This window comes from Bacteroidota bacterium, from assembly GCA_016714535.1.
Lineage (GTDB): Bacteria > Bacteroidota > Bacteroidia > AKYH767-A > OLB10 > JADKFV01.
In genome coordinates, this window is record JADKDR010000005.1 from 416360 (window position 1) to 435217 (window position 18858).

General features: G+C 37.6%; 29 protein-coding genes and 2 pseudogenes. 19 read left to right on the forward strand and 12 right to left on the reverse strand.

What is annotated here, in order from left to right; genetic code table 11:
• The first annotated feature begins 54 nt into the window (after positions 1 to 54).
• From rplE to rplQ, 17 genes and pseudogenes are all read left to right on the forward strand, one after another.
• Positions 55 to 546, forward strand: coding sequence for a 50S ribosomal protein L5 (rplE, locus tag IPO27_09505; GenBank protein MBK8846750.1), 492 nt, complete (start codon positions 55 to 57; stop codon positions 544 to 546).
• 18 nt (positions 547 to 564) lie between these two features.
• Positions 565 to 834: a 30S ribosomal protein S14 gene (gene rpsN / locus IPO27_09510; protein MBK8846751.1), complete on the forward strand. Its 270-nt coding sequence runs from the start codon at positions 565 to 567 to the stop codon at positions 832 to 834.
• Between the two features lie 31 nt (positions 835 to 865).
• Positions 866 to 1264 carry a 30S ribosomal protein S8 gene (gene rpsH, locus IPO27_09515; protein MBK8846752.1) on the forward strand — a complete coding sequence of 133 codons (399 nt, stop codon included), beginning with the start codon at positions 866 to 868 and terminating at the stop codon, positions 1262 to 1264.
• Positions 1265 to 1282: 18 nt separating this feature from the next.
• The gene (rplF, locus tag IPO27_09520; protein ID MBK8846753.1) at positions 1283 to 1837 is read left to right on the forward strand and encodes a 50S ribosomal protein L6; all 555 of its coding nucleotides are present in this window, start codon (positions 1283 to 1285) and stop codon (positions 1835 to 1837) included.
• Positions 1838 to 1848: 11 nt separating this feature from the next.
• Complete coding sequence (locus IPO27_09525; protein ID MBK8846754.1) at positions 1849 to 2196, forward strand: 50S ribosomal protein L18; 348 nt, start codon at positions 1849 to 1851, stop codon at positions 2194 to 2196.
• Positions 2197 to 2206: 10 nt separating this feature from the next.
• Positions 2207 to 2722: a 30S ribosomal protein S5 gene (gene rpsE / locus IPO27_09530; protein MBK8846755.1), complete on the forward strand. Its 516-nt coding sequence runs from the start codon at positions 2207 to 2209 to the stop codon at positions 2720 to 2722.
• Between the two features lie 25 nt (positions 2723 to 2747).
• Positions 2748 to 2927, forward strand: coding sequence for a 50S ribosomal protein L30 (gene rpmD, locus IPO27_09535; GenBank protein MBK8846756.1), 180 nt, complete (start codon positions 2748 to 2750; stop codon positions 2925 to 2927).
• 14 nt (positions 2928 to 2941) lie between these two features.
• Complete coding sequence (rplO, locus tag IPO27_09540; protein MBK8846757.1) at positions 2942 to 3400, forward strand: 50S ribosomal protein L15; 459 nt, start codon at positions 2942 to 2944, stop codon at positions 3398 to 3400.
• Between the two features lie 41 nt (positions 3401 to 3441).
• Positions 3442 to 4782 (forward strand): annotated as a pseudogene (gene secY / locus IPO27_09545) (preprotein translocase subunit SecY).
• 26 nt (positions 4783 to 4808) lie between these two features.
• Positions 4809 to 5633 carry a type I methionyl aminopeptidase gene (map, locus tag IPO27_09550; protein ID MBK8846758.1) on the forward strand — a complete coding sequence of 275 codons (825 nt, stop codon included), beginning with the start codon at positions 4809 to 4811 and terminating at the stop codon, positions 5631 to 5633.
• Positions 5634 to 5640: 7 nt separating this feature from the next.
• Positions 5641 to 5859: a translation initiation factor IF-1 gene (gene infA, locus IPO27_09555; GenBank protein MBK8846759.1), complete on the forward strand. Its 219-nt coding sequence runs from the start codon at positions 5641 to 5643 to the stop codon at positions 5857 to 5859.
• 59 nt (positions 5860 to 5918) lie between these two features.
• Complete coding sequence (gene rpmJ / locus IPO27_09560; protein ID MBK8846760.1) at positions 5919 to 6035, forward strand: 50S ribosomal protein L36; 117 nt, start codon at positions 5919 to 5921, stop codon at positions 6033 to 6035.
• 42 nt (positions 6036 to 6077) lie between these two features.
• Entirely contained in the window at positions 6078 to 6452 is a 375-nt protein-coding gene (gene rpsM / locus IPO27_09565) for a 30S ribosomal protein S13 (GenBank protein ID MBK8846761.1), read from the forward strand.
• Positions 6453 to 6479: 27 nt separating this feature from the next.
• On the forward strand, positions 6480 to 6881 hold the full coding sequence (gene rpsK, locus IPO27_09570; protein MBK8846762.1) for a 30S ribosomal protein S11: 402 nt from the start codon (positions 6480 to 6482) through the stop codon (positions 6879 to 6881).
• A 48-nt stretch (positions 6882 to 6929) separates the two neighbouring features.
• The gene (gene rpsD, locus IPO27_09575) at positions 6930 to 7535 is read left to right on the forward strand and encodes a 30S ribosomal protein S4 (protein MBK8846763.1); all 606 of its coding nucleotides are present in this window, start codon (positions 6930 to 6932) and stop codon (positions 7533 to 7535) included.
• Positions 7536 to 7653: 118 nt separating this feature from the next.
• Positions 7654 to 8646 (forward strand): DNA-directed RNA polymerase subunit alpha, encoded by a 993-nt coding sequence (locus tag IPO27_09580; GenBank protein MBK8846764.1) that lies wholly within the window; start codon positions 7654 to 7656, stop codon positions 8644 to 8646.
• Positions 8647 to 8717: 71 nt separating this feature from the next.
• A complete protein-coding gene (gene rplQ, locus IPO27_09585) occupies positions 8718 to 9176 on the forward strand; it encodes a 50S ribosomal protein L17 (GenBank protein MBK8846765.1) in 459 nt (152 codons plus the stop codon).
• A 443-nt stretch (positions 9177 to 9619) separates the two neighbouring features.
• Here the strand turns inward: rplQ and IPO27_09590 are convergent, their stop codons facing one another.
• From IPO27_09590 to IPO27_09645, 12 genes are all read right to left on the reverse strand, one after another.
• Positions 9620 to 9877 (reverse strand): hypothetical protein, encoded by a 258-nt coding sequence (locus IPO27_09590; GenBank protein ID MBK8846766.1) that lies wholly within the window; start codon positions 9875 to 9877, stop codon positions 9620 to 9622.
• A 38-nt stretch (positions 9878 to 9915) separates the two neighbouring features.
• Positions 9916 to 10965, reverse strand: coding sequence for a hypothetical protein (locus IPO27_09595; GenBank protein ID MBK8846767.1), 1050 nt, complete (start codon positions 10963 to 10965; stop codon positions 9916 to 9918).
• A gap of 492 nt (positions 10966 to 11457) precedes the next feature.
• Positions 11458 to 11580 (reverse strand): T9SS type A sorting domain-containing protein, encoded by a 123-nt coding sequence (locus tag IPO27_09600; protein MBK8846768.1) that lies wholly within the window; start codon positions 11578 to 11580, stop codon positions 11458 to 11460.
• A gap of 381 nt (positions 11581 to 11961) precedes the next feature.
• Positions 11962 to 12696, reverse strand: coding sequence for a hypothetical protein (locus IPO27_09605; protein ID MBK8846769.1), 735 nt, complete (start codon positions 12694 to 12696; stop codon positions 11962 to 11964).
• Between the two features lie 137 nt (positions 12697 to 12833).
• Positions 12834 to 13109 carry a hypothetical protein gene (locus IPO27_09610; protein MBK8846770.1) on the reverse strand — a complete coding sequence of 92 codons (276 nt, stop codon included), beginning with the start codon at positions 13107 to 13109 and terminating at the stop codon, positions 12834 to 12836.
• 591 nt (positions 13110 to 13700) lie between these two features.
• Positions 13701 to 14474 (reverse strand): IS3 family transposase, encoded by a 774-nt coding sequence (locus tag IPO27_09615; protein MBK8846771.1) that lies wholly within the window; start codon positions 14472 to 14474, stop codon positions 13701 to 13703.
• 35 nt (positions 14475 to 14509) lie between these two features.
• Positions 14510 to 14776: a transposase gene (locus tag IPO27_09620; protein ID MBK8846772.1), complete on the reverse strand. Its 267-nt coding sequence runs from the start codon at positions 14774 to 14776 to the stop codon at positions 14510 to 14512.
• A 64-nt stretch (positions 14777 to 14840) separates the two neighbouring features.
• Positions 14841 to 15641 carry a hypothetical protein gene (locus IPO27_09625; GenBank protein ID MBK8846773.1) on the reverse strand — a complete coding sequence of 267 codons (801 nt, stop codon included), beginning with the start codon at positions 15639 to 15641 and terminating at the stop codon, positions 14841 to 14843.
• A gap of 190 nt (positions 15642 to 15831) precedes the next feature.
• Positions 15832 to 16059 (reverse strand): hypothetical protein, encoded by a 228-nt coding sequence (locus tag IPO27_09630; GenBank protein ID MBK8846774.1) that lies wholly within the window; start codon positions 16057 to 16059, stop codon positions 15832 to 15834.
• A gap of 6 nt (positions 16060 to 16065) precedes the next feature.
• Entirely contained in the window at positions 16066 to 16341 is a 276-nt protein-coding gene (locus IPO27_09635; protein MBK8846775.1) for a hypothetical protein, read from the reverse strand.
• Positions 16342 to 16371: 30 nt separating this feature from the next.
• Positions 16372 to 16878 (reverse strand): hypothetical protein, encoded by a 507-nt coding sequence (locus IPO27_09640; GenBank protein MBK8846776.1) that lies wholly within the window; start codon positions 16876 to 16878, stop codon positions 16372 to 16374.
• A gap of 168 nt (positions 16879 to 17046) precedes the next feature.
• A complete protein-coding gene (locus IPO27_09645) occupies positions 17047 to 17277 on the reverse strand; it encodes a hypothetical protein (GenBank protein MBK8846777.1) in 231 nt (76 codons plus the stop codon).
• A 591-nt stretch (positions 17278 to 17868) separates the two neighbouring features.
• On the opposite strand from IPO27_09645, the pseudogene IPO27_09650 reads away from it, so the two are divergent.
• Together IPO27_09650 and IPO27_09655 are read left to right on the forward strand one after the other, a co-directional pair.
• A pseudogene (locus tag IPO27_09650) lies at positions 17869 to 18553 on the forward strand (metal-dependent hydrolase).
• A gap of 92 nt (positions 18554 to 18645) precedes the next feature.
• Positions 18646 to 18858 (forward strand): hypothetical protein (locus IPO27_09655; protein MBK8846778.1); only part of this gene is annotated, 213 nt, incomplete at its 3' end.

Below are 18858 nucleotides of genomic sequence, written 5' to 3' on the forward strand. Positions count from 1 at the left end.
GGCAACGTCTCCAAGATTAAAAGATAAATACAAAAGGAAATTGCTGCTTCCTTAATGAAGAAGTTTAACTACAAAAGCAGCATGCAAGTGCCTAGGTTGGTAAAAATTTGCTTAAACCAAGGTGTAGGTGATGCTGTTGGTGATAAAAAATTAATGGATGCAGCGCTTAACGAAATGACCATCATTGCTGGACAAAAGGCAGTACCTACTAAATCCAAGAAGGACATTTCGAATTTTAAGCTTCGTATAGGTGTAAATATTGGCGCCAGAGTCACTTTAAGGGATAATAATATGTATGAATTCCTTGATAGGCTGATTGCTGTATCCTTGCCACGGATTCGCGATTTTCGCGGGATAAGTGATAAAGGGTTTGATGGAAGAGGTAATTACACGTTAGGAGTTACTGAACAAATCATTTTTCCGGAAATTGATATTGATAAAGTAAACAAAATTTCTGGTATGGATATCACCTTTGTTACCACTGCCAATACAGATAATGAAGCCCGTGAATTATTAACAGAGTTTGGATTCCCATTTAAAAAATAACAAAAGGAATAAGCAGAAATGGCAAAAGAATCGATGAAGGCCCGCGAGGTCAAAAGACAAAAGATGGTAGCAAAATATGCTGCAAAACGTGCAGCTTTAAAAGAAGCGGGTGATTATGCAGCACTAAGTTTACTACCTAAAAATTCTTCAGCAGTGAGATTGCACAATCGTTGCAAACTTACAGGACGTCCGAGGGGTTACATGCGTCAGTTTGGAATATCCAGAGTATTGTTCCGTCAAATGGCACTTGATGGTAAAATTGCTGGTGTAGTAAAGGCATCTTGGTAATTTAATAAGCAAAAGAAAAATATTATTTAAAATGACAGATCCGATTTCAGATTATTTAACCAGGTTACGCAATGCGATTAAAGCAAATCATCGTATTGTAGAGGTACCTGCTTCAAATATCAAAAAAGAAATAACAAAAATATTGATGGAGAAGGGCTATATTTCAAACTATCGTTTTGAAGATACTGCCAACCATCAGGGAGTTATTAAGGTTGCTTTAAAATACCATCCGGTTACAAAGTTACCTGCCATCCAACACCTTCGCAGGATAAGCCGTCCAGGCCTTCGCCAATATGCCGGACATGGAAGCGTTCCCCGCGTTCTCAATGGATTAGGCATAGCCATAATGAGCACCTCAAAAGGGGTTATGACTGATAAAGAAGCAAAAGCTCAAAAGATAGGTGGCGAAGTACTTTGTTTTGTATATTAATAATTAAAGAAAATTAAAATGTCACGCGTAGGAAAATTACCCATATCAGTACCCACAGGTGTAACCGTTACAGTAAACGGAGATAATGTAGTCGTTAAAGGTCCTAAAGGAACTTCAACACAACAATTAACAGATGGAATAGGTGCAACGATAAATGATGGCACTCTTGAAGTAACAAGGCCAACCGAGCAAAAGCGCCACAAAGCTTTACACGGTTTGTACAGGGCTTTAATCAATAACATGATTAAAGGATGTAACGAGGGCTTTAAAGTTGAGCAAGAACTTGTCGGAGTCGGTTATCGTGCAACTAATACTGGAAATCTTTTGGATTTAGTATTGGGATATTCGCATCATGTTATTTTTGATTTGCCTTCGGAAATCAAGGTTTCAACCAGACAAGATCGTGGTGCAAATCCTATCATAACTCTTGAAAGTCATGATAAACAACTATTAGGAGCGGTTTGTGCAAAAATCCGTTCGCTGCGTACCCCTGAACCTTATAAAGGAAAAGGTATTAAGTTTGTGGGAGAAGCATTACGCAGAAAAGCAGGTAAATCAGCAGCTAAAAAATAATTTTAAATCACATGCCAACTAAAAAAGTATTAAGAAGAAATAGCATTCGCAAGCGTGTTCGCAAAGTGATAATAGGAACTTCACAAACTCCGAGATTATCCGTATTTCGAAGCAATCGCGATATATACGCTCAATTGATAGATGACGCAACTGGAACAACCATTTTGGCAGCATCTTCAAAAAAAATGAGTGAAAAAACAAATAAAACTGAAAAAGCTTCCAAAGTAGGAACAGAGATAGCATCAAAGGCTGTAGCTGCAGGAATTAAAACTGTGGTGTTTGACCGCGGTGGATATTTATATCATGGACGTGTAAAGGCTTTGGCTGATGGTGCACGAATTGGAGGCCTAATTTTCTAAAATCGAAACAATGGCAATAAACATAAGAAGAGTAAAATCTAGTGAGATAGAACTAAAGGACCGTCTGGTTGGTGTTAATCGTGTTACCAAAGTTACCAAGGGAGGTAGAGCTTTTTCCTTTGCAGCAATTATCGTTGTTGGCGATGAAAAAGGGGTAGTAGGTCATGGCCTTGGAAAAGCAAAAGAAGTATCCGATGCGGTAACTAAAGGTGTAGATGATGCTAAAAAAAATCTAGTGCGTGTAACGGTAAATAAGGGAACGGTTCCTCATGAGCAAGAAGGAAAATTTGGAGGAGCTCGAGTATTCCTTAAACCTGCCGCCCCCGGAACCGGAGTAATTGCCGGAGGTGCTATGCGTGCAGTTTTAGAGAGTGTAGGAATTACCGATGTATTGGCCAAATCAAAAGGTTCTTCTAACCCTCACAATGTGGTTAAGGCCACAATTAATGCCTTGGCTCAAATGCGAGATGCGGCTACAGTTGCAAACAATCGTGGCATTGAACTAACCAAGGTTTTTAACGGTTAATCCAAATAATAAAAAGAAAGTCGAAATGGCAAGAGTAAAAATAACACAAGTAAAAAGCGGAATTGACCGCCCTGAGCGTCAGAAAAGAAATCTGAAGGCGTTAGGTTTTACTAAAATTGGTCAGTCAATAGAAAAGGAACTTAATGATCAGGTTCAAGGAATGATACGTAAAGTTTCTCATTTAGTTAGAGTAGAAAACATTTAATAATCGAACAATCAATGAATCTGCATAATCTGGCTCCGGCAAAAGGAGCTACCAAAACAAACCGAAGAAATGGACGTGGTCAGGGATCTGGCGGTGGAGGAACAGCTCGTAGAGGTCACAAAGGGGCACAATCGCGTTCGGGTTACTCTCAAAAAATTGGTTTTGAAGGTGGGCAAATGCCGCTTCAACGCAGGGTTCCTAAATTTGGCTTCAAAAATATCAACCGTGTTGAATACAAAGCAATCAACCTGGACGCAATACAAGCTTTGGTAGAAAAGACTGGCGCTACTGACATAACTCCTCAATTGCTTTTTGAAAGAGGACTAGTTGCTAAGAGAGATTTGGTAAAAATATTGGGTAGGGGCGAAATTAAAGGAGCTATTAATATAACGGCCCACGCCTTTAGCGCAACTGCAAAAAACGCTATTGAGGCTAAAGGTGGTACCACCGCTTCAATACAAAAAAATAATTAATCGGAAATAGTAAGAGCTATAGCCAACTATCTTAAATAAATATGAAGAGATTTTTAACTACTATTCAAAACATCTTCCGAATCGAGGATTTGAAGTCAAAGCTTTTTATCACTTTGATTTGTATTCTTGTATATAGGCTTGGTGCTCATATTGTATTACCAGGTATAGATCCCCAAGCATTAGAGTCTTTAAAATCACAGGCTCAAGGGGGTTGTTTGGCTTGTTAGATATGTTTGCTGGTGGAGCATTTTCTCAAGCATCCATATTTGCAATTGGAATTATGCCATATATAAGCGCTAGTATTGTAATTCAGTTGTTATCAATGGCTATGCCATCCTTTCAAAAGCTTCAGAAAGAAGGAGAAAGCGGACGTAAGAAGTTGACACAATGGACTCGTTTACTAACAGTAGGGGTATGCTTATTACAAGCACCCGGATACTTAGTAAATTTGCAAGCACAAGCGCCAGGTGCAATTCTTGAGAATTCATTCATGTTTACCTTCACATCAGTAATTATATTAACTGCTGGAACATTATTCGTAATGTGGCTGGGAGAAAAAATTCAGGATCGTGGAATTGGTAATGGTACTTCACTTATTATCATGGTTGGTATTATCGCCCGCTTACCACAGGCTATTGGAGGGGAGTTTACCAGAACCATGACTACCGGCAGCGGTGGTATACTAATGTTTTTAGTAGAAATTATTTTCTGGTTAAGTGTAATAGCTGCGGTTATATTGTTGGTGCAAGGAACCCGTAAAAATTCCTGTTCAATTTGCAAAAACAATTGTTGGTAATCGCCAATATGGTGGTGTTCGTCAGTATATACCTTTAAAAGTAAATACAGCAGGTGTTATGCCGATTATTTTTGCTCAAGCCATTATGTTTATTCCATTGACAATAGCTCAGTTTTTTCCGAGCGAATCAATGCAGGGATTTTTAGCAGCATTTACTCGCAGCGAATCCTTCTGGTATAATTTCGTATTTGCATTATTGATAGTTGTTTTTACATATTTCTATACGGCTATTGCGGTTAATCCTAACCAAATGGCTGATGATATGAAGAAGAATAATGGGTTTGTTCCTGGTATAAAACCAGGAAGAAAGACCGCTGAATTTATTGATGAAGTTATGTCGCGAATTACCCTGCCAGGTGCCTTGTTTCTTGCCTTGGTAGCAATCTTGCCTGCCATTGCACAATTAATCGGTATCAATCAAAATTTTGCACAATTTTTTGGAGGTACCAGTTTGTTGATTATGGTTGGTGTAATATTAGATACCCTTCAGCAGATTGAAAGTCAATTATTAATGCGTAAGTACGATGGATTGATGAAGTCGGGAAGGATTAAAGGACGCACAACGATGAGTGCGGTACCACAATAAAATTTCTTAAATTATAGAATTTTAGAGTGGCGGTAAATTTAAAATCGAAAGAAGAAATAGAGTTAATAAAGATTAGTTCTTTACTTGTTGGGGAGACTTTGGCAATGCTAGCCTCCGAATTGAAGCCTGGGATTTCGACCTTGAAATTAGACACAATGGCCAATGACTTTATAAGGTCGCATGGGGCAGTGCCTACTTTCATGGGATATCATGGTTATAAGTACAATACATGTATATCAGTTAATGAAGAGGTGGTTCATGGACTTCCATCTAATCGCGAAGTTAAGGATGGCGACTTGGTATCAATTGATATTGGTGTTACCAAGAATGGGTGGATAGGAGACTCAGCCTATTCCTTTGGAATAGGCGAAGTTAGTGCCGAAAAGCTAAAGCTAATGGAAGTGACTTACCAGTGCTTATACCTCGGAATTGCGCAGGCACTGATAGGAAAGCGGGTTGGTGATATTAGTTCAGCTGTGCAGGTATTTGCCGAAAAAAATGGATATGGAGTTGTTCGTGAATTAGTAGGGCATGGAGTAGGCAAGATGTTGCATGAGAAACCTGAAGTTCCAAATTATGGAACCAGAGGGAATGGGCCGCTGCTTAAGGAAGGAATGGTAATAGCAATAGAGCCAATGATAAATGCCGGTAAAAGGCAAGTGTCGCAGTTAAATGATAAGTGGACCATTGTTACAGCCGACCGAAAGCCTTCGGCACATTATGAGCATACGGTAGCAATAGTAGATAAAAATCAACCTTTGATTTTATCATCCTTTGAATTGATTGAAGGGGCAATAGCAAATAATCGCGAGTTAACACACTTCAAACAAGTAATAGAAAAGATTGGATAAGTAAAAAATGTCAAAACAAACATCGATAGAGCAGGACGGTACCATCACGGAAGCATTGAGCAATGCCATGTTTAGAGTTGAACTCGAAAATGGTCATCAATTAATCGCACATATTTCCGGTAAAATGCGTATGCACTACATAAAGATTTTGACAGGAGATAAGGTAAAAGTTGAAATATCGCCTTATGACTTATCAAAGGGAAGAATAACCTTCCGATACAAATAAAGAAGAATTGAAAATTGAATTCCGTAAGGAAATTATAAAAGAGCAAACACAGAATAGCGATGAAAGTAAAACCATCATTAAAGAAACGTAGTGCCGAATGCAAAATAGTTCGCAGAAAGGGCAAACTGTACGTGATTAACAAAAAGAATCCTCGTTTTAAACAACGTCAGGGATAATCCATCATTTTAAAAATAATTAACTAGAAAAAAGACTAATTCATGGCTCGTATAGCAGGAATTGATTTACCAAAAAATAAAAGAGGAGAAATAGGATTGACCTATATCTTCGGAATAGGCCGACCTACCGCGCAGCGTATTCTGGCCGAATGTGGCATTGACTTTAACAAAAAGGTTAATGAGTGGAATGATGATGAATTGAATGCAATTCGCTCACTTATAAACGAATTTAAAGTTGAAGGTGCATTACGCTCAGAAGTACAGTTAAACATCAAGCGATTGATGGATATTAACTGTTATCGTGGTGTGCGTCATCGTAAAGGACTGCCCGTAAGAGGTCAGCGCACTAAAAACAATTGCCGTACACGGAAGGGTAAGAGAAAGACAGTTGCTAACAAGAAGAAGGTAACTAAGTAATAACTAATTAAACACGCAAAAAAATAGATGGCTACACAAAAAACCGCGGCAACAAAAACCGTAAAAAAGAAAGTAGTAAAAGTAGAAGCCAATGGCGAAGCACATATTAGCGCTACCTTCAATAATATTATCATTAGCTTAACAAATTTAAATGGCCAGGTTATATCATGGTCTAGTGCAGGCAAAATGGGTTTCAAGGGATCTAAAAAGAATACACCTTATGCTGCTCAGATGGCAGCTGCCGATTGTGCTAAAGTTGCTTATGATATGGGGTTAAGAAGAGTGAAGGTTATTGTTAAAGGCCCAGGTGCCGGACGTGAGTCAGCAATGCGTTCATTGGGAGTGTCGGGAATAGAAATAAGTGAGATATTGGACTTAACACCAATACCACACAATGGATGCCGCCCTCCGGGACGCAGAAGAATATAAGGTAATTACTACAAAAGAATAAATTAAGAAATCTGAATTTTATAAAAAATGGCTAGATATACAGGTCCAAAAACAAAAATTGCGAGAAAATTTAAAACGGCTATTTTCGGCCCGGATAAATATTTTGATAAGCGCCAATATCCTCCGGGACAACACGGAGTTAGTAAAAAGCGTTCAAAAATGTCGGAATACGCAACCCAGTTACAAGAAAAGCAAAAAGTAAAATATACTTATGGAATACTTGAGCGACAGTTTGCAAAAACATTTCATATAGCTCAGCGTAAAGAAGGTATTACCGGTGAAAATTTGCTAAAACTTATTGAGTCACGTTTAGACAATGTTGTTTACCGCATGGGTATAGCCCCTTCGCGCGCAGCTGCACGTCAACTTGTTTCTCATAAGCATATCATAGTGAATGAAACGGTAGTAAATATTCCTTCATTTACTGTTCGTGCAGGAGATGTGATTGGAGTTCGTGAGAAATCGAAATCCATGGGAGTGATTTCTGATAGCTTAAGTGGCCGTGCAAGCAGATTTGCATGGTTGGAGTGGGATCAGGCTACCATGACCGGAAAGTTTTTAAATGCTCCTTCCAGAGAGGAAATTCCGGAGCCTATTAAAGAGCAATTGATTGTCGAATTATATTCTAAGTAGTAATTCACATTGAAAATGTAAGTCTATAGTGAATATTTAGATTCACAGACAAAATCAAAAGGGCGAGATTCAATACCTTGCCTGAATTAATAACTAAACAAAAAAAAATAAATTAAATATGGCAATACTAGCATTTCAAAAACCGGATAAAGTAGTTATGCTTAATTCAACAGACTTTCATGGTTTGTTTGAGTTTCGTCCACTTGAGCCTGGATATGGAGTAACTATTGGAAACGCTTTGCGTAGGATTTTACTTTCTTCATTGGAAGGCTTCGCAATTACATCTGTACGCATCTCAGGAGTTGACCATGAGTTTTCTACAATCAAAGGTGTAGTTGAAGATGTAACTGAGATTATATTGAACCTAAAACAAGTTCGCTTTAAGAAACAAATAGAATCAACTTTTTTTGAAAAAGTTATCGTATCGGTTTCAGGTAAAGAGCAGTTTACTGCCGGTGATATTAGCAAACACACTACTGCCTTTCAGGTTTTAAATCCTGATTTGGTAATTTGCAATATGAACAACTCGGTAAAGTTGCAATTAGAGTTAACCATAGACAAGGGAAGAGGTTATGTACCGGCTGAAGAGAATAAGAATGCCAACCTTCCTATAAGCGCTATTGCCATTGACTCTATTTACACACCAATACGCAATGTGAAATATCATGTGGAGAATTTTCGTGTAGAACAAAAAACCGATTATGAAAAATTGGTAATGGAAATTACTACCGATGGAAGCATTCATCCTAAGGAAGCATTAAAGGAAGCAGCAGAGATATTGATTCATCACTTTATGTTGTTCTCAGATGAGAAAATCACCTTGGAGCATAAGCTTAAGACACCAACAGAGGAGTTTGATGAGTCGTCATTACACATGCGACAATTATTAAAAACCAAATTGGTTGATATGGACTTATCTGTTCGTGCCTTGAATTGCTTAAAAGCTGCAGATGTTGAAACATTGGGAGATCTAGTATCTTACAATAAGAGTGATTTATTAAAATTCCGAAATTTCGGTAAGAAGTCACTAACAGAATTAGAAGATTTGGTTCGTAATAAGAACCTTACTTTTGGAATGAATCTGTCAAAATATAAATTGGAAAAAGAATAAGGTAATTAATATAAAAGACAGTTGGTGTGTAAATGCTCTCTGTGCTTTAATGAATAAAAAGAAAACGAATCATGCGTCACGGAAAAACAATAAATCATTTAGGAAGAAAATATGGTCATCGTCAGGCATTATTATCAAACCTGGCAAGTTCGCTTATTTTGCATAAGCGTATTAATACCACAGTAGCAAAAGCTAAAGCTTTGCGAAAGTATGTTGAACCATTAATTACCAAATCGAAGGACGATAGTACTCACTCGCGTAGAACTGTGTTTAGCTATTTGCAGAACAAAGAAGCGCTAAAGGAGCTTTACAAAGAAGTTGCCAATAAGATTGGTGAACGTCCGGGTGGTTATACAAGAATTATAAAATTAGAGCCACGCTTGGGTGATAATGCACAGATGTGTATGATGGAATTGGTTGATTTCAATGCCATCTATACAGGAGGTAAAGAGAAAGCAGGCAAAGCCAAAACAAGAAGAGGACGTACCAAGAAAAAGGCTGATGCTGCACCCGAAGCAACAACTGAATAAGTATTCGGATCATAAGAGAATATCAAAGAGCCATTTCAATTTTGAAGTGGCTTTTTTGTTTTAGTGAGAAATTAAGGCAAGGACAATGTTAGGTTTTAACATTCAAATTATAAATCCGTATTATCTATACATCGAGCTGACGCTACGCGAACATCTCGAAGAGCGAGGTGTTTAATTTACTATAGAATAGTTACTATTACAGTATACGTTGTCATAGTAGTTACGAGCTACAAGCTCGCACCAGCTGGGGGGGCAAACTTAGTGTTTTCGTTGCAAATTAAAAATTTGTAATTTTTACTATTCGAGATGCCGTGAAGCGACATATCGAAGCGCGCGCTTACTTTCTTAGCAAGTATATAAATCTGAGAATTATTAAAGTTTTGATGGAGTCAGAAACTACATAAAGTAAGGAGTCAACTTTGACTATATTCCCAATTTGCCTGTTATCTATACCATTCATCAGTCAAATACTTATCCGGAATTTTACCAGACCAAGGATCAATTATTCCCAATTCATTAAGTTCGTCAAACCATCTGTCTCTTTTTGACTCAGGTAGTCGTTCTGCGCACCAAGGACAAAACTCTATAAGGATGGAAGAATTCCCACCATCAAGGATTTTAATTCCGTATTCGTCAAACTTTTGGACGTAGATAATTGGTGTATCAACGTTTTCAAAGTCCTCTGAAGCGAACTCTTTCAATCTATTGCACATAGTTTTCTAATTTTACATTTTAATAACTATCTAATTAAAGCCATTCTAATCATTTGCACTCCAATAAGTCCTTCGCCTGACGGTATCGTAAATATATCAAATAAAATTATTCCTACACCAACCGTGATAGTGCCACCTATTATTACTTTTCTAATAGTGTTTTGACTTGGGACATACCATGGACTTAAAATAGGGTCTATCTTTCGCCCAGGTACAGGATCCTTAATCTGTTCTCCCTCCGGATTCCAAACACCTTTATGTTTTCCTCTTGGATTATATCGCTCTAACTCTCTATGTTGTCCATCCCATTCAATAATATCGTCATCAGGGAGTCTCCATCTTGGCCTACCACCTTTTGGTTTCATTTTTTCTATATCTGGAAAACCAGGAAAACCATCTTTTGGTGGTGGTGTATATGAAGGTGGAGCACCACCTTCTGATTTGGCAAATTCGCCCCTACTTAAAATACTACTATTTTGACCTAAGGCCATTCCCGCAGGCATTTCAATAAATTCGCCTGTTATATTATTTTTCCATAAATCGCGGTTAAGGGCACTGCCACTATTCTTGCTAAACCACTCATCTCTATAGGCTTGATAATTATTTTCTAAAGCATTATTATAGGATGCTGAAATGCCTGTAGACGCTCCATTATAATACCCTTGGTAAAATGTTGCTGTGTTTTCAGTACCATGCTGCATTTGGGTTTGCGCAATTACATGCCCTGCTTGCGTATAAAAATGAACACCAGCACTGCCCGGCCCAACAGTACCTCTCCCAGACTGAGATGCAACAGCAGCCGCATGCTCCATTTCTTGTGCAGTTACCATGTTATGGTTAATCATTGTACTACTCCACATCCCACTTGGGTCAATCATACTAACCGGATTAGCACCCATTGCCAAATATGGATTATTAAATTGCATTAGCGGGTCAGGGGTGGTGAACCGTGCCAATACAGGGTTCCCGACATTACTGTCGGGACAGGCATACATCCTTGCACCAAAATCATACAGGTTGTAATCATGTTGGGGCAGCCATTGCTTGGTTTGGTATTTATAGTTATACACTTTCATCTTATTTGCATTAGCTCATTCGCATTCATGCATGGTGAAGGTATTTGTTGTTTTGCAAAAATCAAAATTTTCAAATTTTATTACCTGCTTTTTATTTACAATTGATTGTAACGGTGATGATATACGATGTGATGAGTTCTTAGACCACCAGCGTGGACGCTGGCGGGAGCGGGGGAGTCAAGGTTTCGCCTCTTGCACCTTTTTTGAAAAAATAATCAGATAGATTTTAAGCGAGGTGTGAATTTTTGAGAATGTTATTTTCTTTAAGAAATTGCCTTAGCCGTAAAACTTAATTGTAAGTGAGTTAAAAACAATTATAAGAATACGGCCATATGCCAAAAATTAAATTGCTCGCGCGAGCAATTGTAAAGAAAATCACTCAAATTAAAGGAGCAGTAATTGTTCCCCTGACTTTATAAATCAAATTAAAAACCTCGATTTAAGACTAACTTAAATCGAGGTTTATAACTATTTCTTTGCACAATCTTTTAGCTAATCATTCGATTTTATGAATTTATAATTCATACTTCGTGTTCCATCATTAATTGTAATCAAATACATACCGGGTTTCAATGACTTGATACTTAACTCTTCGCCAGAATTTATTTTTTTCAGTGTAGATTAACAAGTTGCCGTTCACATCAAAAATAGAACAAGTGAAATTTTCAAGAGAGGTTTCAATTGTAATTAACTGTTGAGCAGGGTTAGGAAAAAGATTAATCCCCGTTTCAAAGTTCTCATTTTCTTTAGCGACTTTGGCACTATTGTCCATATTAAAGCATCGTGATACACGGTAATAGTTATGCATATCCCATAGAAAATTACTACAATTGCCATCTATTAATGCAACCATTTGGGTTGGTATCACATTGAAATTCATTTTTAATAATTTGGTTGAAAAGTTAATGTTTTCTGCTTTCACATAATTATATGAACAATTGATAATAAATTTATCTGTATTCAATACCGCACCATTGCTAACATTTAAACTTCTAATTACACTCTGATCCCAAATGTAGTACCAATTCGTATCGGGGGATGGTAGTATTTTTTATACGAATTGGTACCACCCAAAATAACTTTGCTTGCCATTTGTCCCGGCCTTCCATCTGTTGTTATATAATTATAATTGCCTCCTAAGCTTGGAACTGGTAGTGGTATTAATCTATTGAAAGCCTGCACACCATTGCTGTTATATTTTATTACCCGCTGTTGTTCTGTCAACACATAAGCCTGGTCGGCACCGGCATCCACTGCAAGCGATTTTAAAGTGTTTAAGTTTGCCCCCGAAATAAGTCTGCGTGCCCAAAGCAAATTGCCGGTTTCATTTATTTTTAGGAGCATGCCAAAATCTCCCACCGCTCCTGAACTTGTTCCTGCAATATAGATATTGTTTCCCGATACTTTCATTTGAGATGCTGTATCATTGTAATTTCCATTTGTATAATTATACAAATATGTCCACTTCAATTTAAGAAGCGAATCGTATGATTGCAAAAACATTTGATTCCCTTGTCCTACTCCTTCAATAGTTCCAGCAATTGCAAACCCTGAATTTGTAATTTCCCCATCAAATAGTATTGCCTTTTCGTATTGATTGAATTGTTGCAGCGCACCTGTGTTTTTATTGTAACGCAATATTTCAGCACCATCGGGAGTGTTGGCACATATGTAATAACTATTAAATCCTAAAGCACTGGTAACAGGAATAAAGTCATAAAACTTTTTCATAAAAATTAATTGCAGATTGTTATCAAGCTTTATAAAAGCATGAAACTTAGTGGAATAACAACTTGCATAGATGTATCCGTTTTCATCTATCCGAATGGAATTTGCCCTTGCATCCCAGATAACCGAAGATGAATCGATTATAAAACTTCATTCGCAATCACATTTCCCATGCTGTCTATTTTATTAAAAGCCATTTGCTTCCAACCGCCAGCAGACCCATAATCCAGAAATTTTTCGTACAACACAAAAGTGTTGCCATAACTATCGAAGGCAACATCTTTATCCCGCCCCTCCGGGTTGTAATTGCTGAAGTAATTGGCATGGGTCCATTTCAACGATTGCGAAAATGTAAATTGTATCATTGAGAATAATAACCCCCCAGTGAGCAATAAAGTAAATGTGTTCTTTTTCATCTTTTTTTTTTAATGGTTTTAGAATACTCCAAAGGTGAAACTTTACAACCAAGCAAAAAAAGATAAATATCACATTATCAAGTGATAGATATCATTCTGTCAATAATATTTACAGCCCTTTTCCTTATCCTGCGAGTGAGTCAAGGTTTCACCTCTTGCGCCTTTTTTGAAAAAATAAACAGATAGATTTTAAGCGAGGTGTGAATTTTTGAGAATGCTATTTTCTTTAAGAAATTGACTTAGCCGTAAAAACTTAATTGTAAGTGAGTTAAAAACAATTATACGAATACGGCCATATGCCAAAAATTAAATTGCTCGCGCGAGCAATTGTAAAGAAAATCACTCAAATTAAAGGAGCAGTAATTGTTCCCCTTGAATGTGGCTGGAAAATTTAGCAGTTTGTAAATATAGTTTTTGAGATTGAAAATTGCAAACATGAACTGAAACGGAATCAGGCTCTGCTGAGGAGCAACCTGCCAGGGATAAGTTCATGCCGATGGAATATCGTGCCCTAACGGACGCATCAATTTGCGTCCGTTTTTTGTTGCATAAGAAGTTGATATTCTTGAGGCTCCATGCCTAAAAAAAACCTTATGCTGCGGCAAATTCATGTGGTGTTAGTTGATTTAATGATTGATGCGGGCGCTCGGTATTATATTCTTCAACCCAGTCATTTGTTATTTCTTGTGCATGTTTAGTGTTTTTAAATAAGTATGCATCCAATACATCTTCACGATAGGTGCGATTGAACCGTTCAACAATGGCATTTTGTTGTGGTGCTCCTTTTTCAATTTTACTCCAATTTATTTTTTTGTTATGCAACCAAAGCTGAAATGCTTTCGAGGTAAATTCAGGTCCGTTGTCAGTGCGGATACTTATTGGCTTTCCGTGTATTTCAATGCGTTGTTCTAAAAACTCAATAACACTCTTTGCTGTGATGCTGTGTGCTACACGGATGCCTAAGCATTCGCGGTTATATTGCTCTACAATATTCAATGTGCGTATTCTTCTTCCATCAATTAAGGCATCGCTCATAAAATCCATACCCCACTCTATGTTACGTGCCAGTGGTACTGCAATTGGATTCTTTGGGTTGTCTTTTACTCTACGTTTTAATTTTTTGGTTAATGCAAATCCATATCGCTCGTACACTCTGCGTATGCGACTGCTGCCTATTGCTGGCTGTTGTTTTTGAATTAACCGGATGACTTTCATTCTTCCTTTTCTGCTGAAGCCAATGGTTTGTTCTATGACTTGTTTTAACTGTTCATCTTTGTCTGGCATCAGCTTGCGATAGTACTTGTTGTTGCGTGAGCACTTTAAAATTTTGCACGCCTGCGTGCGGCTTAATTGTCTTTCTTCAATGAGATAAGATAAGCATTGCTCTTTGCAGGCAGGCGTTAAAACTTTTTTTCGAGCAAGTCTTTCACTGCGTCATGCTCTAAACTCAAGTTGGCATACATTTTTTTTAACCGCGCATTTTCGTATTCCAAATCCTTTAATCGCTTGAGCTCGTCTACTTGCATTCCGCCATAGCGTTTCTTCCAAATGTAAAATGTCTGATCAGCTATGTTGTGCTTTCGACATATCTCCGTTACTTTTAATCCTTGTTCCTGCTCTTTCAGGATTCCGATAATTTGTGATTCTGTGTGTCTGATTTTTTTCATTTCTGATTTTTTTGAGAAAGTTAAAATTATTTATTCTATTTTTAATATGCTCAAATTTTACAGCCTAGTACCCTAGGTTATTCATAGGTTTTGTAAACTGTAATGAAAGGGAATTTTGAGGTGCCCATCTCGCTCTCGTCTTATCAAAGATCCATACATCACCAGGATTTCTAAATGAATAAATTATACCAGATTGATATCCATAATGACCTTGTGGTTCAGGATTAGGAGCCTCAAAAGAATACCCACTAACAATTTCCTCCCCACCTGAATAATGAAAATATTTATACCATTGTCCTACATTGCCATTGGCATCAATTGAATTACTGGTGCTAAGATAACTTTTTTGAGATAAACTATGTTTCCAACTATTAGTATGAGCAATTAAGTTATTGATGCCTGATGCAACAGCAGGATTTAAATTTCCACCACTTACAGTACTTGATGAATTAGTTACGGCTAGATTAATTGCATTATTTAGCGATTGATGTGCATAAGTTGCACCATGCTGCATTTGTACTTGCGCAATTACATGCCCTGCTTGCGTATAAAAATGAACACCAGCACTGCCCGGCCCAACAGTACCACTCCCAGACTGAGATGCAACTGCAGCCGCATGCTCCATTTCTTGTGCAGTTACCATGTTATGGTTAATCATTGTACTACTCCACATCCCAGTAGGGTCCACCATTGATACCGGATTTGCACCCATAGCCAAATATGGATTATTAAATTGCATTAGCGGGTCAGGGGTGGTGAACCTTGCCAATACAGGGTCATACATCCTTGCGCCAAAATCATACAGGTTATAATCATGCTGTGGTAGCCATTGCTTGGTTTGGTATTTATGGTTATGCACTTTCATCTTATTTGCAGTAGCTCATTCGCATTCATGCATGGTGAAGGTATTTGTTGTTTTGCAAAAATAAAAATTTTCAAATTTTGTAATCTGATATTTATCTTACAATTGCTTGTAATGGTAATGATATACGATGTGATGATTTCTTAGACCACCAGCGTGGACGCTGGCGGGAGCGGGGGGCTTTTCTGTTATGTTAAAGTTCTGAGATCATCCAATCATCGGGGTTTATTCCGTAGTTAAATGTAGCTTGTCTTTTTGCTCCTTCAATATCAACGAACCATAAATCAGCTTCGCAAGGAGTATCTAACGATTTATGAAAAAATAAAAAATATCCTTTTGTATCATTTTCATCTGATTCAATTACAAGATATTTAATATCATCCTCTATATTATCTTTTGGTATTTCTGCTATTAATTTCATATAATATTATCTAATTGGCATATGGTAATTCTTTAGAAAATTCCCTGATGCATCTAAAATTTCAAAATTAAAATGTGGTCCAATATTTCCGTGTTTACCAAGTATATCTGCATCAGTCATTCTAAATTGTCTTAAATTATCCGATGACCTAAACACTCCAGGTGCAATTTCACTATATCCATTTTTTAAAAATCGTCCTCCTATTTCAAGTCCCTTTTCTGCTGTTCGAGCTTTTGAAGTTAATTGTATTGTTTTCGCTCCTAATCTTCCAGCCTTACCCAAATCCCCAATGTATGGTATGATAGCAAAGCACTAATTCCGGCATTTTCCCCATTGTCCTCGTCCAGCATAAATCAAGGCATTTCCTAAGTCTACAATACCAGTCGAGTCAGCGATACCAGCTACATCCAATCCCGTTTGAAGATTATCAAGCCAGCTACTACCCCCACCACTTTGGGCAGTCGCTTCATTCCCTTCCACTTCAACAGGTGATCCAACTGTATATACTTTACCATTAGGAAAGGTAGCTGTTTGTTTGCCACTTGCCCCCATGGCTGCATCTGAGAATTTCCATTCAGCTTGTTGTAAACTATATATACTACCCCAAGTAGATAATGTAAGTTTTTCCCCTTTCTTATCCGGATTAAGAGTTTGTAACGAACTCAATGTAAAAGCTACTTGGCTCGGGTCAGTAATTGATGCACCATTTTGCATTTGGTTCATTGCAATATTATTCAATAATCCACTTGAGCCACTATTAATTTGTAATCCATCAACTATTATTTTTGATAAACTTCCTGATCCCGATATTTCTACCAAACATTGCCTTTTCTTGCGCAGCCGCAATATTATTGTCAAACGAATTTGTACTCCACATTCCCGTGGGGTCAACCATTGATACCGGATTAGCACCCATTGCCAAATAGGGATTATTATGCCGAAAAAATGTTGACTTTTGGCTCATAGTGGAATTATCATTTTTCGGCATCACCAAGAGTACAATATTTTTTTGCAAAAACTATTTACTCTTCGTTGAAATTGCATTAGCGGGTCGGGTGTTCCCGACACTTCGGTCGGGATAAATGTAAAGCGTGCCAATACGGGATTCCCGACACTAGGGTCGGGACAGGCGTACATCCTTGCGCCAAAAACATACAGGTTGTAATCATGTTGGGGCAGCCATTGCTTGGTTTGGTATTTATAGTTATGCACTTTCATCTTATTTGCAGTAGCTCATTCGCATTCATGCATGGTGAAGGTATTTGTTGTTTTGCAAAAAACAAAATTTTCAAATTTTGTAAACTGATTTTTGGTTTGTAATTGATTGTAACGGTGATGATATACGATGTGATGAGTTCTTAGACCACCAGCGAGGACGCTGGCGGGAGCGGGTGGCATTAAATCATCAGCACTTCGAGATATTCCACATGGCATCTCCAAACACCATTAATAAAGATAATTATTTTTAAACTGTTTACTATTCTGACAAGATACTTTTGACTTTATTCTTCAAAAGTTAAATTCCTTTTGGCAAACTTACTATTTGAGTTACAGATTAAAAATCTCTAACAACTATTCTTCGAGATATTATTTCAATAATAAATTGAATTGCTGTATTTGCAGATTGCCTCGGTCGTGCCTCCCTTGCAATGACGGTTGAATGATGGCAGATTACTTCGGTCGTCCCGCTCTGGCAATGTCAGTTGAAGACCTACTTTCCCATTATTCAACCATGTTGATAAAAACAACCTATATCATTTCAAATAGTATCGTACTAGTTTACTTTTGCATAAAATAATATTTTAGCAAATGACTATTACGTATTACGGACACAGCTGTTTTATGGTTACCACCGCAGAGGCGCGTTTACTTTTCGATCCCTTTATTACCCCTAATAAGCTGGCTGCCCATATTGATGTAAGCGCAATTAAGTGCGATTATATATTGATTTCGCATGGGCACGAGGATCATATTGCTGATGCTTTGTTATTAGCCAGGCAAACCGGTGCCAAGGTTATTTCAAATTTTGAAATTATTCAATGGCTCGAAAAGCAAGGTTGCACCAATACCCACAGTATGAATATTGGTGGGCATTGGATGTTTGATTTTGGCAAGGTGAAGTGCGTAAATGCAGTACACAGCAGTGCCTTGCCCGATGGCAGTTATGGCGGCAACCCAATGGGTTTTGCTCGAAACCAATGAAGGAAACCTTTACTACAGCGGGGATTCTGCCCTTACCTATGACATGAAACTGATAGGGGAATTCAAAAAGATGAATGTTGCCTTATTTCCAATCGGAAATAATTACACCATGGGCGTTGACAATGCCATTATAGCCGCAGCATTTGTTAAGTGTAACCGTGTAGTAGGCCTGCATTACGATACCTTTGAAATGATTAAGATAGATACAGAGGCAGCAAAGCGCAGTTTTGCCGCAGCCGGTAAAAAATTAATTTTACTACCAATTGGTGAATCAATAAAAGTAAATCTGTAAATTAGCCGATTCTAAAATCCCAGTTTTCTAAGTAGTACGAATTTCATTAAAACGAAAAATAGGGATAACTGATTGGACAAAATTTATTGAAAATGAGAAACAAGAAATTATTAATTATTGGATTGCTGCTAACATCAATTGCTGTATGGTCTTGTAAGAAGGTTGTGTACTATGATATTACAGAAGAGGAAGAAGCTGAGTGGATGATATATGATCGTTATGAGATTATCAATTTTCAAAATTCGCAAGGAGAAATTCGGACTTACAAAGTAGTCGAAAAGGATAAGGCCTATCACAATGAGTAT

What these genes read in the sequence shown, in the direction of transcription:
- rpsE (MBK8846755.1), top strand. Translation starts at nt 2,207, where the DNA reads ATGGCAATAAACATAAGAAGAGTAAAATCTAGTGAGATAGAACTAAAG.
- IPO27_09630 (MBK8846774.1), bottom strand. Translation starts at nt 16,059, where the DNA reads ATGAAATTAATAGCAGAAATACCAAAAGATAATATAGAGGATGATATT.
- IPO27_09610 (MBK8846770.1), bottom strand. Translation starts at nt 13,109, where the DNA reads ATGAAAAAGAACACATTTACTTTATTGCTCACTGGGGGGTTATTATTC.
- rpsH (MBK8846752.1), top strand. Translation starts at nt 866, where the DNA reads ATGACAGATCCGATTTCAGATTATTTAACCAGGTTACGCAATGCGATT.
- rpmD (MBK8846756.1), top strand. Translation starts at nt 2,748, where the DNA reads ATGGCAAGAGTAAAAATAACACAAGTAAAAAGCGGAATTGACCGCCCT.
- IPO27_09625 (MBK8846773.1), bottom strand. Translation starts at nt 15,641, where the DNA reads ATGAAAGTGCATAACCATAAATACCAAACCAAGCAATGGCTACCACAG.
- IPO27_09605 (MBK8846769.1), bottom strand. Translation starts at nt 12,696, where the DNA reads ATGAAAAAGTTTTATGACTTTATTCCTGTTACCAGTGCTTTAGGATTT.
- rplO (MBK8846757.1), top strand. Translation starts at nt 2,942, where the DNA reads ATGAATCTGCATAATCTGGCTCCGGCAAAAGGAGCTACCAAAACAAAC.
- infA (MBK8846759.1), top strand. Translation starts at nt 5,641, where the DNA reads ATGTCAAAACAAACATCGATAGAGCAGGACGGTACCATCACGGAAGCA.
- rplQ (MBK8846765.1), top strand. Translation starts at nt 8,718, where the DNA reads ATGCGTCACGGAAAAACAATAAATCATTTAGGAAGAAAATATGGTCAT.
- rplF (MBK8846753.1), top strand. Translation starts at nt 1,283, where the DNA reads ATGTCACGCGTAGGAAAATTACCCATATCAGTACCCACAGGTGTAACC.
- rplE (MBK8846750.1), top strand. Translation starts at nt 55, where the DNA reads ATGAAGAAGTTTAACTACAAAAGCAGCATGCAAGTGCCTAGGTTGGTA.
- IPO27_09595 (MBK8846767.1), bottom strand. Translation starts at nt 10,965, where the DNA reads ATGAAAGTGTATAACTATAAATACCAAACCAAGCAATGGCTGCCCCAA.
- IPO27_09525 (MBK8846754.1), top strand. Translation starts at nt 1,849, where the DNA reads ATGCCAACTAAAAAAGTATTAAGAAGAAATAGCATTCGCAAGCGTGTT.
- IPO27_09620 (MBK8846772.1), bottom strand. Translation starts at nt 14,776, where the DNA reads ATGAAAAAAATCAGACACACAGAATCACAAATTATCGGAATCCTGAAA.
- IPO27_09580 (MBK8846764.1), top strand. Translation starts at nt 7,654, where the DNA reads ATGGCAATACTAGCATTTCAAAAACCGGATAAAGTAGTTATGCTTAAT.
- rpsN (MBK8846751.1), top strand. Translation starts at nt 565, where the DNA reads ATGGCAAAAGAATCGATGAAGGCCCGCGAGGTCAAAAGACAAAAGATG.
- rpsD (MBK8846763.1), top strand. Translation starts at nt 6,930, where the DNA reads ATGGCTAGATATACAGGTCCAAAAACAAAAATTGCGAGAAAATTTAAA.
- rpsK (MBK8846762.1), top strand. Translation starts at nt 6,480, where the DNA reads ATGGCTACACAAAAAACCGCGGCAACAAAAACCGTAAAAAAGAAAGTA.
- rpmJ (MBK8846760.1), top strand. Translation starts at nt 5,919, where the DNA reads ATGAAAGTAAAACCATCATTAAAGAAACGTAGTGCCGAATGCAAAATA.
- IPO27_09645 (MBK8846777.1), bottom strand. Translation starts at nt 17,277, where the DNA reads ATGAAAGTGCATAACTATAAATACCAAACCAAGCAATGGCTGCCCCAA.
- rpsM (MBK8846761.1), top strand. Translation starts at nt 6,078, where the DNA reads ATGGCTCGTATAGCAGGAATTGATTTACCAAAAAATAAAAGAGGAGAA.